The sequence below is a fragment of the Streptomyces sp. BYX5S genome, assembly GCF_054724165.1.
Map to the genome: position 1 here is coordinate 7,664,138 of NZ_CM138829.1, position 15,510 is coordinate 7,679,647.

General features: G+C 71.3%; 15 protein-coding genes. 7 read left to right on the forward strand and 8 right to left on the reverse strand.

Annotated features, from left to right (window positions below):
• Nucleotides 1–38 precede the first annotated feature (38 nt).
• The 5 genes from ACYBSK_RS34575 (at nt 39) to ACYBSK_RS34595 (ending at nt 4,650) form a co-directional block, all read left to right on the forward strand.
• The gene (locus tag ACYBSK_RS34575) at nt 39–356 is read left to right on the forward strand and encodes a PLDc N-terminal domain-containing protein (RefSeq protein WP_457481180.1); all 318 of its coding nucleotides are present in this window, start codon (nt 39–41) and stop codon (nt 354–356) included.
• Between the two features lie 74 nt (nt 357–430).
• Complete coding sequence (locus tag ACYBSK_RS34580; RefSeq protein WP_460244443.1) at nt 431–1,834, forward strand: purine-cytosine permease family protein; 1,404 nt, start codon at nt 431–433, stop codon at nt 1,832–1,834.
• Between the two features lie 33 nt (nt 1,835–1,867).
• Nucleotides 1,868–2,329 (forward strand): nucleoside deaminase, encoded by a 462-nt coding sequence (locus ACYBSK_RS34585; protein WP_460244444.1) that lies wholly within the window; start codon nt 1,868–1,870, stop codon nt 2,327–2,329.
• A 97-nt stretch (nt 2,330–2,426) separates the two neighbouring features.
• Entirely contained in the window at nt 2,427–3,827 is a 1,401-nt protein-coding gene (locus ACYBSK_RS34590) for a purine-cytosine permease family protein (RefSeq protein WP_460244445.1), read from the forward strand.
• Nucleotides 3,828–4,056: 229 nt separating this feature from the next.
• A complete protein-coding gene (locus ACYBSK_RS34595) occupies nt 4,057–4,650 on the forward strand; it encodes a TetR/AcrR family transcriptional regulator (protein ID WP_457481184.1) in 594 nt (197 codons plus the stop codon).
• Here ACYBSK_RS34595 and ACYBSK_RS34600 read toward each other — a convergent pair.
• On the reverse strand, nt 4,599–5,855 hold the full coding sequence (locus ACYBSK_RS34600) for a PucR family transcriptional regulator (RefSeq protein ID WP_457481185.1): 1,257 nt from the start codon (nt 5,853–5,855) through the stop codon (nt 4,599–4,601). The genes ACYBSK_RS34595 and ACYBSK_RS34600 overlap by 52 nt on opposite strands.
• Nucleotides 5,856–5,968: 113 nt before the next feature.
• On the opposite strand from ACYBSK_RS34600, the gene ACYBSK_RS34605 reads away from it, so the two are divergent.
• Nucleotides 5,969–6,949: an isopenicillin N synthase family dioxygenase gene (locus ACYBSK_RS34605; protein WP_457481186.1), complete on the forward strand. Its 981-nt coding sequence runs from the start codon at nt 5,969–5,971 to the stop codon at nt 6,947–6,949.
• Nucleotides 6,950–7,009: 60 nt separating this feature from the next.
• On the opposite strand, the gene ccsB is transcribed toward ACYBSK_RS34605, so the two are convergent.
• From ccsB to hemL, 7 genes are all read right to left on the reverse strand, one after another.
• Nucleotides 7,010–8,095, reverse strand: a complete 1,086-nt coding sequence (gene ccsB, locus ACYBSK_RS34610) for a c-type cytochrome biogenesis protein CcsB (RefSeq protein WP_457481187.1) — start codon at nt 8,093–8,095, stop codon at nt 7,010–7,012.
• On the reverse strand, nt 8,092–9,807 hold the full coding sequence (gene resB, locus ACYBSK_RS34615) for a cytochrome c biogenesis protein ResB (protein ID WP_460244446.1): 1,716 nt from the start codon (nt 9,805–9,807) through the stop codon (nt 8,092–8,094). The genes ccsB and resB overlap by 4 nt, the downstream gene beginning before the upstream one ends.
• Nucleotides 9,808–9,810: 3 nt before the next feature.
• The gene (locus ACYBSK_RS34620; RefSeq protein WP_460244447.1) at nt 9,811–10,575 is read right to left on the reverse strand and encodes a cytochrome c biogenesis CcdA family protein; all 765 of its coding nucleotides are present in this window, start codon (nt 10,573–10,575) and stop codon (nt 9,811–9,813) included.
• Nucleotides 10,576–10,581: 6 nt separating this feature from the next.
• Nucleotides 10,582–11,202: a TlpA family protein disulfide reductase gene (locus ACYBSK_RS34625; protein ID WP_460244448.1), complete on the reverse strand. Its 621-nt coding sequence runs from the start codon at nt 11,200–11,202 to the stop codon at nt 10,582–10,584.
• 66 nt (nt 11,203–11,268) lie between these two features.
• Nucleotides 11,269–12,504, reverse strand: a complete 1,236-nt coding sequence (locus ACYBSK_RS34630; protein WP_460244449.1) for a polysaccharide deacetylase family protein — start codon at nt 12,502–12,504, stop codon at nt 11,269–11,271.
• A gap of 168 nt (nt 12,505–12,672) precedes the next feature.
• Complete coding sequence (locus ACYBSK_RS34635; protein ID WP_457481192.1) at nt 12,673–13,365, reverse strand: histidine phosphatase family protein; 693 nt, start codon at nt 13,363–13,365, stop codon at nt 12,673–12,675.
• Nucleotides 13,362–14,687 carry a glutamate-1-semialdehyde 2,1-aminomutase gene (gene hemL / locus ACYBSK_RS34640; RefSeq protein WP_460244450.1) on the reverse strand — a complete coding sequence of 442 codons (1,326 nt, stop codon included), beginning with the start codon at nt 14,685–14,687 and terminating at the stop codon, nt 13,362–13,364. Before hemL ends, ACYBSK_RS34635 begins: the two co-directional genes overlap by 4 nt.
• Nucleotides 14,688–14,892: 205 nt before the next feature.
• On the opposite strand from hemL, the gene ACYBSK_RS34645 reads away from it, so the two are divergent.
• A complete protein-coding gene (locus ACYBSK_RS34645; RefSeq protein ID WP_457481194.1) occupies nt 14,893–15,507 on the forward strand; it encodes a hypothetical protein in 615 nt (204 codons plus the stop codon).
• The last annotated feature ends 3 nt before the right edge of the window (nt 15,508–15,510 follow it).

The window sequence follows — 15,510 nt, forward strand, 5'->3', positions numbered from 1 at the left end:
CCCCGTCACCGGGGGCCCGATGGGCCCCGAACGCTTCCGTGGGGGATCTCGACCCGATGCTGCGCTACTTGCCGTTCCTGCTGGTCCTGGCGCTCTGGATCTACACGTTCATCGACTGTCTGAACACCCCGGAAAAAGAGGTGCGCAAGCTGCCCAAGGTGGTCTGGGTCATCATCATCCTGCTGTTCGGCGAGGTGCTCCTCGGGCCGATCGCGTGGCTGGTGGTGGGCAGGCCGCGGCGCGCGCCCGCGGGCGGCGGCGGGGGTGCGCGGTTCGTGGCGCCCGACGACAACCCCGAGTTCCTGCGGTCCCTGAAGGACGACGACAAGAAGGACGACAAGCGGACCGACGACTGAGTCCTTCGTCCGTACCTCACACTGGTTGCGGAACACTCCCCTCCGCCTCGCGCGCACGCATCCAGTGAAGGCCCATGTCCAGCTCAAGACCGCCGCACGAATCCACCGCCCCCGACGTCGTCACCGGGCCCGAGAAGCTGATCGCCGTCGAGGCGCACGGAGCCGAGCCCGTGCCGCGCGACAAGCGGCACGGCAGCCCGCGCCAGCTGCTGTGGACGTGGGCCTCGCCCCAGGTCGGGTTCGCGACCCTGTTCATCGGCGTCCTGTCGGTCACCGCGTTCGGTCTGAGCTTCTGGCAGGCGGTCGCCGCCCTCGTGCTCGGCGCCGGTCTCGGCTCGCTCGCGCACGGCCTGCTCTCCACGGACGGGCCGCGGTTCGGCGTCCCGCAGATGGTGATCGGCCGGCTCTCCTTCGGCCACCGCGGCAACGCGGTGCCCTCGGCGGTCAACGCGCTCGTCGCCGGCATCGGCTGGTTCGCCGTCAACAGCGTCGGCGGCGCCTTCGCCCTCAACTCGCTCACCGGCCTCGCGCCGCTGCCGAGCCTGCTGATCCTCGTCGTCCTCGAAGTCGTCATCGGCTACGTCGGGCACGACCTGGTGCACCGCTTCGAGCAGTACGCGTTCCCGGTGCTCTGCGTGATCTTCCTGATCGCCGGGGTGTGGATGTTCAAGGACGCCGACCTCGCGGGCTCCGGCGCGGGCGGCGGCTTCGGCGGGTTCATGCTCGCGTTCTCCGCCTGCTTCGGGTTCACGGCGGGCTGGAACCCGTGCGCCTCCGACTACGCGCGCTATCTGCCCGCCGACACCCCGCCGCGCGCCACCGCCCGCTACTCGGGCCTCGGCCTGTTCGTGTCGATCGCGGTCGTCTCGGTGATCGGCGCGGCCTCCGGCACGCTCGCCGCGCCCGAGGGAGCCAGCCCCACCGACGCGTTCACCAGCCACCTGCCGGGGTGGCTCGCCAACCTGACGCTCGTCGCGATCATCCTCGGCGCGATGGCCGCCTCCACGCTCAACGTGTACTCGGCGGCGGTCTCCATCTCCTCGCTCGCCCTGCCGCTGCCGAACTGGCTGGGCCGCGCCGCGCTCGTCGCGATCGTCGGGGCCGTCGGCACGGCCGCCGGGTGGGCCTCGCTCGCCGACGCGGGCAAGGCGTTCGAGAACTTCCTGCTCGTCATCGCGTACTGGATCGCGCCCTGGCTCGGCGTCGTGTTGATGGAGCACTGGCTGCGCGCGCTGCCCGACGACGCGCTCGCCGCCCGCCTCCAGGACACGTCGTTCACCAACCCGGCGGGCCTGATCGCGCTGCTCGTGGGCGTCGCGGTGTCGGTGCCGCTGTTCTCCAACCAGACGGTCTACGTCGGCCTCGTGCCCGCCACCTGGCCCGGCGTCGGCGACCTGACCTGCCCGGTCGGCTTCGCGCTCGGCGCGCTGCTGTACGTGGTGCTGCGCCGCCGCGACGCCCTGCCGACCCCCGCGTAACCACCCACCGCACAGAAAGGCCCGTACGCCACCATGGCTCACGACTTCGACCCCGACCTCGCCCGCACCTGGCTCGCCACCGCCGTGGAGGAGGCGAGGGCCGGGCTCGCCGAGGGCGGCATCCCGATCGGCGCCGCGCTCTACTCCGCCGACGGCAAGCTGCTCGGCCGCGGCCACAACCGGCGCGTCCAGGACGCCGACCCGTCCGTGCACGGCGAGACCGACGCGTTCCGGCGGGCCGGGCGGCAGCGCACGTACAAGGGCACCACGATGGTGACCACGCTCAGCCCCTGCTGGTACTGCTCGGGCCTGGTCCGGCAGTTCGGGATCTCGCGCGTGATCATCGGCGAGGCCCGCACCTTCCACGGCGGGCACGACTGGCTCGCCGAGCACGGCGTCGAAGTCGTCGTGCTGGACGACCCGGAGTGCGTGGGCATGATGGAGGAGTTCATCGCCGCGAAGCCGGAGCTGTGGAACGAGGACATCGGCGAGTAGCCGCCGGGGCCACGTACATCGTGTACGTCGTCACGCCCCCTGAAGCGGACAGTGCGCCCCTGGGCCGGGACAGCGCGGGCCCGGACACTCAGGGGGCATGACGACCGCCCCGGGCACCGCTCCCACCAGCACGACCCCGCCGCCTCCCGCGTACGGCGACAAGGTCATCGCCGTCGAGACGGCGGGCGCCGAGCCGATACCCGAGGCCGAACGGCACGGCGGGCCACGGCAGTTGCTGTGGACGTGGGCCTCGCCCAACATCGAGTTCGCGACGGTCTACATCGGCGTGATCTCCGTGCTCTTCTTCGGCCTCAGCTTCTGGCAGGCCGCGGCCGCCCTGCTGCTCGGCACCGCGCTCGGCGCGCTCACCCAGGGCATCCTGTCGCTCGACGGCCCGCGCTTCGGCGTCCCGCAGATGGCCATCGGGCGGCTCGCGTTCGGCTTCCGCGGCAACGTCCTGCCGTCCGGGGTGAACGCGCTGGTGGCGGGCGTCGGCTGGTTCGCCGTCAACAGTGTCAGCGCCGCGTTCGCCCTCAACACCCTCACCGGCCTGCGCCCGTTGCCCTCCCTGCTCCTGGTCGTGGCAGCGGAGATCGCCATCGGGTTCATCGGCCACAACTTCGTGCACGCCTTCGAGCGGTACGCGTTCCCGGTGCTCGCGGTCGTCTTCCTGCTGGCGGGCGTCTGGACGTTCGGCGAGGCCGACCTCGCGGCGGCCGGCGGCGGGGGCGGCATCGGCGGCTTCCTGCTCGCCTTCAGCTCGGCGTGGGGGTATGCGGCGGGCTGGAACCCGAACGCGTCGGACTACTCCCGCTACCTGCCGAGCACCGCGAACCGCTTCCGTACGGTGCTGTGGCCGGCGCTCGGCCTGTTCCTGTCGGTGTCCGTGGTGTCGCTGACCGGCGCGGCGTCCGCGACGATCGCGGCGCCCGCGGGCGCGAGCCCGACGGCCGCCTTCACGGGCCATCTCCCGTCGTGGCTGGCCCACGCGGTGCTGGTCGCGATCATCCTGGGCGCGGTCTCGGCGAACGCCCTGAACATCTATTCCTCGTCCATGTCGATCACGTCGCTGGGCCTGCGCCTGCCCCGGTGGCTCGGCCGCAGCACCCTCGTCGTGGTGACGGGTGCGGCGGGCACGGCGGCGGCGTGGTCGTCGCTGTCCGACGCGGGCCACGCGTACGAGACGTTCCTGCTGGTCATCGCGTACTGGATCGGCCCGTGGCTGGGCGTGGTGCTCACCGAGCGGTGGCTCTCGCGGCGTACGGAGCACACCGAACGCGCCGCGCGCCTCACGGATCCCGGCTTCACCAACCGGCCCGGATTCACCGCCCTGTTGGCGGGCGTCGCGGTCTCGGTGCCGCTGTTCTCGAACCAGGAGCGCTACGTCGGCTGGGCCCCGTCCCACTGGCCGTCCCTGGGCGATGTCACCTGCCTGGTGGGCTTCACGGTGAGCGCGGTGGTGTACGCGGCGGCGCGGCGCGGCCAGGGCTCTTCTTGACGGATCGGCACCGGGTTCGGGCGGCGCGAGCATCCCCCTCGGGTACCCGCGCCGCGCCCCTGCCCGGCCGTGGAGCGGTCCCCCGTGCCGCTCGACGGCCTGCCGTGCCCGGCAGGAAGTTCAGTGTGACCGAAGGACGCGCCGAACTGGAGCGAATTTCTAGAAATTCACTATAGAAACACAGCCTCCCACTCCCCCGCGCCCTCCTGCCCGTACGCTGGGGTCCGACATGAGCCCCAAGCAACTCCGCGGCGCGGAGACCGTCGACCGTTTACTCGATGCCGCGTTGCGCGTGTACGGGGAGGCCGGCGAGCAGGGGATCACCGTCGGCGCCCTGACGCGGGAGAGCGGCGTCAGCATGGGCAGCCTTTACCACCACTTCGGCAGCGTCGACGGGCTGATGCGGGAGCTGCTGACGCGGTGGCTCGGGCGGCTGCTCGGCGAGCTCGGCGGGGCCATGGAGGGGGCGCGGACCCCGCGTTCGGGGATCCGCGCGATCGTCGAAACGTATCTGCGGTTCATCGGGGAGCACCCCGACGCCGCCCGCCTGCTGCACTCCAGTTACGCGGACCGGCTCACGATGGAGCAGGCGCAGCAGTTGCGGGACGCGCAGGAGGCACGGCTGTCGCCGCTCGTCGCGTGGCTGCGGCGGCACGCCGAGTCCGGCGCGATCGCCCCGCTGCCCGACCCGATCGTCGAGGCCCTCGTCCTCGGCCCGGTCGTCGGCTTCGCCCGCGGCTGGCTCGCCGGGGCGCGGGACCTCGACCTCGCTCAGGCCGCGCGCGTCCTGCCGGACAGGATCTGGCGCTCACTGGCGCCCTGAACCCCGACCACGCGCGCCGCGCAGGCCGCCTGGAGGAGTTCGCCGAGCAGGTCCGGGTCGCCGACCTCCGCGCCGAGCAGCGACTCGATGCGCTCCAGACGCTGGTAGAGCGACTGGCGGCCGATGTGCAGCAGCGCGGCGGTACGGGTCGGGCTGCACCCGTGCCGCAGGTGCACCTCCAGGGTGCGCACCAGCGCGCTGCCGTGGGTGGCCTCCCAGCGCAGCAGCGGCCCGAGCACGTCGTCGGCGAGCCGGGTCAGCCGCTCCCGGTTGGCCTCGACGCCGCCGCGCGTCAGCTCCCGCTCCAGCGCCAGGGAACGCGACGACGTCACTAACGCCCCCGCCCAGTCGGCCGGTTCGGCGGCGGGCACGGTCAGCGCCAGCTCCAGCGTCGTACGGGCCGCGCGCAGCGTGTCGCTCCAGCGCAGCCAGCCGTCGGCCGCGCCCACCGGATGCCCCACCGCCACCGTGAGCCCCGCCGGGGCCGCCGCACGGAAGGCGTCGCACACGGCCCGCACCGCGTCCCGGCCGGGCGGCGCCACGACGAGCGCGAGCACGTCGCCGGGGAACGCCGCGCACAGCGCGCCCCGGCCCGCCACCCGGTCGACCGCCGCCCGCGCCGCGCTGGAAGGACCGTGCACGGAGACCCCGACGAGCCGCGCCCCGGCGGCCGGCCGGAACCCGGCGAGCGCCGAACGGGCCTGCACCTCGGGTTGGTTGAGGGCCTGCCGGTCGGCGAGGTCGGCGAGGAGCGCGGCCGCGTGATCGGCCGCCCGCAGCGTGACGGCGGGCCGGGCGGCGAGCCCGTGCGTGACGATGGCCCGGTTGGCGGCCTCCGCGATCCGCACGAACGGCACGACGCGGCGCAGCGCGATCAGCGGGAACCCCGACTCGGCGGCGGCGCGCACCACTTCGTCCGGCATCCGTTCAAGGGCCCGGCCCACCTCCACGGCGAGCCCCGCCGCGCCGCGCGCCGTCAGCTCCCGCACGTAGCGGCGCAGCGCGCCCCCGTCGGCGTCGAGGAACGCGTACCCGTTGGTCAGCAGCAGCTCCCCGCCGTCGAGGAAGCCCGCGCCCTCGTACACCTCGCTGGAATGCACCCAGCGCACCGGCCGGTCCAACGACCGCGCCCCGGCGAGCAGTTCGGGTTCCGCGTCGGCGACGACGTCGAGGGCGAGGATCTCGCGGAGCGTGAGAGCGGACACGGGACCTCCCGGTGGGGCACGCGCGCGTGCGGACAATCCGTCGGGGTGGGGACGGCCGGGACAGTACGCCCCGCACGTTGCCCCGGTGTTTCGGCGCCGCGAGAGTGGACCGCATGACCGCTTCCCCGGGCAGCTCGCCCCGCATCCCGACCATCGACCTGACGCCGTGGCGCTCCGGTGACCCGGCCGCCCGCTCCGCGATCGCCGCGACCGTCGACGACGCGCTGCGCACGGCCGGTTTCCTGCTGGTGACCGGGCACGGCGTGGACCCGGAGCTGCGCGGCCGGATCCGGGACGCGGCGCGCGGCTTCTTCCGGCTGCCGCCGACCGTGAAGGAGCCGTACGCGGTCAAGGTCGGCGGGCGCGGCTGGCTCGGGCCCGGCGCCGAGGCCAACGGCTACTCCGAGGGCACCGAGACGCCGCCCGACCTGAAGGAGTCCCTGTCCTTCGCCACCGACACGGACTTCGCCGACCCGGACGTGCGCGCCGAGTGGTCCGGCGAGAACGTCTTCCCGGCCGAATCGCCCGAGCTGGGCGAGCTGGTGGGCACGTATCTGGCGGCGATGCGGGCGCTCTCCGACGAGCTGCTGGAACTCCTCGCGGTCGCCCTCGACGAGCCCGCCGACTTCTTCACCCGCCACACCGCGCAGCCCACGTGGGGCTTCAACATCAACTGGTACCCGGGCACGGAGGTCGTCGGCGCCCCGGAGCCCGGCCAGTTCCGGATCGGCCCGCACACCGACTTCGGCACGGTGACCGTGCTCGACCGGCAGGCCGGAAAGGGCGGCCTCCAGGTCTTCACCGACGAGGGCGGCTGGGAGGACGCCCCGTACGACCCGGACGCGTTCACCATCAACATCGGTGACCTGATGGCCCGCTGGACCGGCGACCGCTGGCGCTCGGGCCGGCACCGCGTCCTGCCGCCCCCGGCGGACGCGCCCGCCGAGGAGCTGATGTCGCTGGTCTACTTCTACGAGTGCGACCCGCGCACGACGGTCGCGCCGCTGCCCGCCCCGAAGGGCCGGGTCGCGTACGAGCCGGTGGACTCGCACACGTATCTGCGCGGCAAGCTGGACGCGATCACCGTCGGCTGAGGCGGGCCGGGCACGCGTGAGGGCCGGTTCCCGAAGGAACCGGCCCTCACGCGATGGTGCTCAGACCCCGGCGTACGAGTGCTTGCCGGTGACGAAGATGTTCACGCCGTAGTAGTTGAAGATCCAGCAGGCGAACGCGATCAGCGCCAGGTAGGCGGCCTTGCGGCCCTTCCAGCCGGCCGTCGCGCGGGCGTGCAGGTACGCGGCGTAGGCGACCCAGGTGATGAACGACCAGGTCTCCTTGGGGTCCCAGCCCCAGTAGCGGCCCCACGCGTCGCCCGCCCAGATGGCGCCCGCGATGATCGTGAACGTCCACAGCGGGAAGACGGCCGCGTTGATGCGGTACGAGAACTTGTCGAGGGACTGCGAGGCGGGCAGCCGTTCCATGACGGAGGTCGCGAACTTGCCGGGGGTACCGCCGCTCGCGAGCTTGTTCTCGTAGGAGTCCTTGAACAGGTACAGGATCGTGCCGACCGCGCCGACGTAGAAGACCGCGCCGCAGAAGATCGCCGTCGAGACGTGGATGTAGAGCCAGTACGAGTGCAGCGCCGGGACGAGCTGGTCGCTGGACGTGTAGAGGACGGTGGTGGCGAGGCCGAGGTCGAGCAGGACCGTGATGACCAGCGGCAGGCCGAGCCAGCGCACGTTCTTCTTCAGCGCGAGCAGCACCAGGTAGATGCCGACGGCCACGGTGGAGAAGGTGATGCTGAACTCGTACATGTTGCCCCACGGGGCCCGCTCCACCGAGAGCGCGCGCGTGACGACGCCGCCGAACTCGATGAGGAACGCGAGGGCCGTGAGGGAGACCGCGATGCGCCCGTACAGGTCGCCCTGCGCGTCACCGGCGGCGGCGCCGGGGCCGTCCGGAACGTCACGGGCGCCGGCGGCGGCCCGCGTGACGACCTTCGGCCGCTCGATGACGGCCGTACCGCCCTGCTTCTTCACGGTCACGGCGGGCGCGGCGGCGGCCGGCTCGTCGGCCTTGCCGGTGAGCGCGGCGGCGGTGCGGCCGACCTTGCTGCGGCTGCCGAAGATCCACTCGGCCATGTTCGCGAAGAACGCGAGCAGGTACACGGCCATCGACGAGTAGATGAGGACGTTGCTCGTATGCGCCAGGTTCTCGTTTACTGCGGCGGCGAGAGTCACTTCGTCTCAGCCCCTTCTGCGGCAGGAACAGCAGTGTTGGTGTCAGTGGAGGTCTCCGGCGCGCTCGGCGCCTCGGCGTGCAGTTGCTCGACCAGCGAGCCCAGCTCCTCCGGCAGCTTCGCGGACTCGCTGCGGCCGAGGCCCGCCATCTCGACGACGGTCACGCCGTCGGGGCCCTCGACGGCGCGCACCCAGACGCGGCGGCGCTGGATGAACAGGGAACCGGCCAGACCGAAGATCGCGACGATGGCGCCGCCCAGGGCCCAGGTGTCACCGGGCGAGTGGGAGATCTGGAAGGTGACCCATTCCTTGATGTCCTTGTCGAACGTGATGGAGCCCGCCCCGTTCGGCAGCTTCATCGTCTCGCCGGGCAGCAGCCGCTGCTTGAGCGCCTTGCCCTTGGAGTCCTTGTAGGCCTTCATGTGCGAGGTGTCCAGCTGGTACACGTTCTGCGGAAGGCCCGCGTCCACGCCGAGGTCGCCGTGCGTCGCGTTGAGCGCGAGGACGGGGAAGTCGAGGGCGGGGAACTGGGAGAGCATCGTGCCCTGGCCCGCGCCCGCGAACGTCGGCACGAACCAGGCGGCGAAGCCCAGCTGCTCCTTCTCGCCCTTCGCGTTCTTGTAGCCGTCCATCACCTTGATGGCGCCCTGCGAGGAGATGTTGGAGTCGATCGGCAGCATCGGCACGGTCTGCTTCGAGACGACCTTGCCGTCGCCGTCGCGGACCGTGACGGGGACCGCGTACCCGTGCCCGTTGAGGAAGATCTTGGTGCCGTCGATGTCCAGCGGGTGGTTGGACTCGATGGCGGCCTTCTTCGTCTTGTCGCCCGAGCCCTCGGTGTAGCTGACGTTCGCGCGGAACGTGCGCGGCGTGCCCTTCTCGGGGCCCGTGCGCTCGTACGTGGCCGTGAACTTGTCGAGGGTGAAGCTGAACGGCGACAGGTCGTGGTCGCTGTCGAAGAGGTTGCCGGACTTGAAGTCGTCGTACTGGGTGAGCGTGTTGGCGAACCCGTCGCCCTCGACGACGAGCTTGCCGCCCTCGAACTTGAACAGCTGGCCCCAGGCGAACGCGATCAGCATCACGATCAGCGCGATGTGGAAGGCGAGGTTGCCGACCTCCCGCAGATAGCCCTTCTCGGCGGCGACCGCGTCGCCCGCGACGTGCGCGCGGAAGCGGCGCTTCTTGAGCATCGCGAGGGCGGTGGCGCGCACCTGCTCCGGGTCCGCCTCCGTGCGCCACGTCGCGTACGCGGGCAGCCGGGTCAGCCGCTTGGGCGCGCCCGGCGGACGGCCGCGGAGCTGGCCGACGAACTGCCAGGTGCGCGGCACGATGCAGCCGATGAGGGAGATGAACAGCAGCAGGTAGATCGCGGAGAACCACACCGAGCTGTAGACGTGGAAGAAGCCGATCTTGTCGTAGAGCGGCGCGAGCACGTCGTGTGCCTTGCGGAAGTCCTCGACCTTGGTCGGGTCGGTGCCCTGCTGCGGGATCAGGGAGCCGGGGATGGCGCCGAGGGAGAGCAGGAACAGCAGGATCAGGGCGACCCGCATCGAGGTGAGCTGCCGCCAGAACCAGCGGACCCAGCCGATGACACCGAGCTTCGGCAGGTTGGGCGCACGGTCCTCCTGGGGAGCCGTGCTCAGTTGGGACGCGGCCTCGGCCTCAGTGGGATCGCCACCGGTCGCCTGCACGTCGTCGGTCGTCTTGCTCATGGATCAGATTCCCACCTGGAAGCCGGTGGACCAGGTCCGCATCTGCCCCACGAGGGCGTCCCACGCGCCCGTGAGCAGAAGCACCCCGGTCAGGATCATCATGATGCCGCCGATGCGCATCACCCACGTGTAGTGCCGCTTGACCCAGCCGAACGCGCCGAGCGCCTTGCGGAAGGCGATCGCGGCGAGCACGAAGGGCACGCCGAGGCCGAGGCAGTACGCGACGGTCAGTATCGCCCCGCGGCCCGCGGTGCTCTGCACCGACGACAGGCCGATCACGGAGGCGAGGGTCGGGCCGATGCAGGGGGTCCAGCCGATGCCGAACAGCGCGCCGAGCACCGGGGCTCCGGCGAGCCCGGCGGCGGGCTTCCTGTGGAAGCGGAACTCCCGCTGCGTCATCCACGGCATGAAGCCCATGAAGAAGACGCCCATCAGGATCATCAGGCCGCCGAGCACCTTGGTCAGGACCGGCTGGTACTCCTGGAGCGTCTGCCCGAAGAAGCCGAACAGCGCGCCGCCGGAGACGAAGACGGCGGTGAACCCGAGGACGAACAGGCTGGCGCCCGCCGCCATCCGGCCCCGCCGCTGCTCCATCAGGTCGGTGCCGGTGATCCCGGTCACGTACGACAGATAGCCCGGTACGAGGGGCAGGACGCACGGCGAGAAGAAGGAGACGAGGCCGCCGAGGAGGGCGATGGGGACGGCGAGGAGGAGCGCGCCGTCCGTGACGGTGTCACCGGCGGCGAGTGTGACGAGGGAGGAGCTCACGGCTGCTCACTTCTCCGCGACGACCGGCGCGACCATCTCGCGCAGCGCCTTCTCGCTCAGCGGCTTGAGCGAACGCGCGGCGATCTTGCCCTCGCGGTCGACGACGATCGTCGAGGGGATGGCCTGCGGGTTGAGCGTGCCCTTCTCGAACTTGAGCAGGAGGCGGCCCGTCGGGTCGTAGAAGCTCGGGTACTCGACCCCGTAGTTCTCCTCGAACTTCTTGGCCGGGTCGGTGCTGGTGTCCCGCGTGTTGATGCCGAGGAACTGGACGCCCTGCTTCTCGGTGTCCTCGGCGACCTTCACGAAGTTCGGGGCCTCGGCGCGGCACGGCGGGCACCAGGAGCCCCAGACGTTGAGGACGACGACCTTGCCCTTGTAGTCGGACATGTCGAGCTGCTTGCCCTCCAGGTCCTTGCCGGTCAGGGAGGGGGCGTCGTGACGCTCGCCCTTCTTGACCGTGGCGATGCCGCCGGACCCGGAGACGAAGTTGGTGTTGTTGCCACCGCCCGACGTGCCACCGGAGCCGCAGGCCGTCAGCGCGAGGGCCAGCGCGGCGGCACCAACGGTCAGCTGGGCGGCGCGGCGCTTCGTCGGGGTGGTGCGGGGGGCGCGGGAGGCGGCACTCATGTGAAAAGTTTCGCATGTCTGTTTAGGGGATCTTCCGCACCCCCCTCGCGCTCGGAAAAGCCCACTTCAGGAGGGGTTTACGAGGAACCTGCGCCAGCCCTTCGACGGCCGCTGTCCCACATCGAGGGTACGGAGCTTCGCCAGCGTTTTCGGGTCCTGCGCGTCGAGCCAGTCGGTGAACTGCCGGAAGGAGACGAGCCGCACGTCATGGTGTTTGTCGGCGGTTGCGGCGATGTGCTTCAGCGCTTCCTCGACGGCGTCCATGTAGATGCCGCCGTTCCACTCCTCGAAGTGGTTGCCGATGAAGAAGGGCGCCCGGTTCGTCTCGTATGCCCGCTTGAATCCCTGGATGTACGCCTGCGCGGACTGCTCGCGCCAGCCCGGGTGGTTGTGGGCGGGCGCGCGGGTGGTGCTGAGGGACTGGTTGGCCAGCATGTTGTAGTCCATCGACAGGACCTCGAAGGCGCGGCCGGGGAACGGGACGGCCTGGAGCGGCAGGTCCCACACCCCGAGCCGCTTCTCGGGCCAGCGCTGCCGCCCGCCCGGCGAGGACGCGTCGTAGCGCCAGCCGAGGTCACGGGCGGCGGGCAGCAGGCTGTCCTGGCCGAGCAGGCAGGGCGTGCGCCCGCCCACCAGCTCCTGGTCGTAGTCGAAGGGGAGGGCGGGCAGGTCGCGCCATCCCGTGTTCGTCCGCCACTGCGTGACGAAGGACTTCGCCTGGCGGATCTCGTCGCGCCACTGCGCGGGCGTCCAGTTCGCGACGGAGCCGGAGCCCGCGCAGAAGTGCCCGTTGAAGTGCGTGCCGATCTCGTGCCCTTCGAGCCAGGCCCGGCGGACGTACGTCAGCGTCTCCTTCACGTGCGCGTCCGTGAGGTAGCCGATGTCGGAGGCGCCGACGGGGTTGTTCGGCGGGCGGTAGAGGCGCTTCTTCGACTCGGGCAGCAGATAGAGCCCCGACAGGAAGAAGGTCATGTGCGCGCCGTGGTCCTCGGCGAGCTTCAAGAAGCGCGGGAACAGTCCGTTGCCCACCTCGCCCGCGCCGTCCCAGGAGAAGACCACGAACTGCGGCGGCTTCTGCCCCGGTTCGAGCCGCTCCGGCGCGGCGGGCTGGCGGGGCTGCTTCCCGGTGTACGCCGTCGAGCCGTCGCCGATGGGCCTCGCGGGCGCCCGGCGGGGCGGCCCCGGCTTCCCGCGCTCCTCGGTGACCGTCGGGGCGCCGCCCGTACCGCATCCGGCGAGCACCGTCCCGGCCGCCGCTCCCGCACCGAGTCCCAGCAGTCCCCTGCGACCCACAACCCGCATACCGTCTTCCCCATTCGTCACGCTGTGCCCCATTCACAGGGACATCACAGAAGAGGGCGCGACAAACACGCGGGTTCCGGTAAACGGTCCGTATTTGCGGTGATTTGAAGTGGTACGCGGAAGGCCGCCGGTTGACGGCGGCCTTCACGACACGGGGGACGGGCGGACTCAGGCGCCGAACGCCTTGTCCTTCCCCTTCACCGGCTTGGCACCGGCCAGGAGATGCGCGGGGACGAGATCGCGGGCGGGCTCGCTGTAGCCCACGGACACGATCTTGTCGCCCTGGTACGTGAACGTGGTCAGCGAGGCCAGCGTGCACTGCCGCTTGCGCGGGTCGTGCCACAGGCGCCGCTTCTCGACGAACGACCGGACGATCCAGATCGGCAGCTGGTGGCTGACGCACACGGCCTCGTGCCCGCGCGCGGCGTCCTTCGCGGCGTCGAGCGCGCCCATCATCCGCACGACCTGCTCGATGTACGGCTCGCCCCAGGACGGCTTGAACGGGTTGACCAGGTGCTTCCAGTTCTCCGGCTTCTTCAGCGCGCCGTCGCCGACACCGAAGGTCTTGCCCTGGAAGACGTTGCCCGCCTCAAGGAGGCGCTCGTCGCTGTCCAGGTCGAGGCCGTGCGCCTTCGCGATCGGCGTCGCCGTCTCCTGCGCCCGCTCCAGCGGGGACGCCACGACGTGCGTGATGTCGCGCGTGGAGAGGTGCTCGGCGACCCGGTCGGCCATCCGGCGGCCGAGGTCGGACAGGTGGTAGTCGGGCAGCCGCCCGTACAGGATCCCGTCCGGGTTGTGCACCTCGCCGTGGCGCATCAGATGGACGACGGTGATGTCGTCCTTCGACTTCGGCGCGCTCATGCCGTGGCCTCCGCGGCGGCGCGGGCGGCGGCCGGCAGCGCGGCGGCGATCCGCTCGATCGCCCGCTCGTCGTGGGCGGTCGACACGAACCAGGACTCGAACGCCGACGGCGGCAGGTACACGCCCTGCTCCAGCATCGAGTGGAAGAACGGACCGAAGCGGAAGGCGTCCTGCCCCTTCGCGTCGTCGTAGTTCGTCACCTCGTTCTCCGTGAAGAACACGGTGAACATGTTCGTGGCGTTCTGCACGCGGTGCGCGACGCCCTCCTTGGTGAGCGCCTCGGAGACCAGGCCCCGCAGCTGCTCGCTGGTCGCGTTCACCTTCGCGTACGCCGCGTCGTCGAGCAGCCGCAGCTGGGCGACGCCCGCGGCGGTGGCGACGGGGTTACCGGACAGCGTGCCCGCCTGGTAGACGGGACCGGCGGGCGCGAGGTGCGCCATGACGTCGGCGCGGCCGCCGAACGCGGCGGCGGGGAAGCCACCGCCCATGACCTTGCCGAAGGTCATCAGGTCCGGGACGACCCCGTCGACGCCGAACCAGCCGGCCTTCGAGGTACGGAAGCCCGTCATCACCTCGTCGGAGACGAACAGCGCGCCGTTCTCGGCGCACACGTCCTTGAGCCCCTGGTTGAAACCTTCCTTCGGCGGCACGACGCCCATGTTGCCGGGCGAGGCCTCCGTGATGACACAGGCGATCTCGCCGGGGTGCGCGGCGAACGCGGCCCGCACGGCCTCGATGTCGTTGTACGGCAGCACGATCGTGTCGCCGGCCTGCGCGCCCGTGACACCCGGGGTGTCCGGCAGGCCCAGCGTGGCGACGCCCGAACCGGCGGCGGCGAGCAGCGCGTCGACGTGCCCGTGGTAGCAGCCGGCGAACTTGATCACCTTGGCGCGGCCGGTGAACCCGCGCGCCAGCCGGATCGCCGACATGGTCGCCTCGGTCCCGGAGGACACGAGCCGCACCTGCTCGACCGGCTCGATGCGCCGGACGATCTCCTCGGCCAGCTCGACCTCGCCCGCACCCGGCGTACCGAAGGAGGTGCCGCGCGAGACGGCCTCCTGCACGGCGGCGATCACCTCGGGGTGGGAATGGCCGAGGATCATCGGCCCCCACGAGCACACGAGGTCGACATACTCGCGCCCGTCGGCATCGGTGAGATACGGACCGTTACCGGACACCATGAACCGGGGCGTTCCGCCCACCGCCCGGAATGCGCGCACGGGCGAGTTCACGCCACCGGGCGTGACCGCTTCCGCACGGTCGAAAAGCCCCTGCGACGCGGGTGCCTCATAGGGATAGGGAGTGTTGTTCGCCTCTGCCATGCCTCTCAGCGTACGGCCCACTGTCCCGCGCCCCAGCGCGTGGACCCGCGGGGCACCTAGACTCTGCGTGGTGCTGCGATACGCCGACACGTTTCGGCGGGGGACCGTGGGGGAGGTCACTGACACGATGATCGGGTTGCGCGTCGGCGGTCGCGCGGCCTACAAAAGGGCTTCGCGCCCTGGGAAACAGCAGTCGGGTGGAGATATGCATCGCGGTGGCGGACTGGGCGAGGGGACCGGCGACCTGGGCCCCCGGCGTGCCCGGCGGGGGAAGCACCGGCGCGACGACAGCACGGTCGGCAGGGACGACAGGTCGGCGCGGATCCAGCGCGCTGCAGGTGGCACGGACGGCGGGGACGGGGACATCGGGAATGGTGGCCGGGTGGGGGTGACGTACAAATACTTCGGCGCGCCCGACGGCGCCACCGCGGCCCGCGTACCGATCTCCATGCGACCCGAGGAGCTCGGCGGTGACGAGCTGGGCATGGGCGGCATGTTCACCAAGATCAAGCCGGAGACGATGGCCGCGATGGTCCTCACCGGCATCGAGGGCATACCCCTGCACAAGGTCCCGCCACTGGAACTGGTCGTCCTCCACCCCGACTACGCGGTGGTCAAACTCCCCATGACGGTCGTCGACCCCCTGCGCGGCGTCGGCGAGGAATCCGTCGGCGCGGCCGCCTTCATCTGGTCCACGGTCCCCGACCGGGGCGGACCGCGCGACGCGTTCAACGTGTACCAACTGCTCCACGAGTGGCAGGACTTCAGCCACCGGCTGCATGATGCGGGGCATCAGGCGTATTGCTTGGTGTGGCCGTAGCGG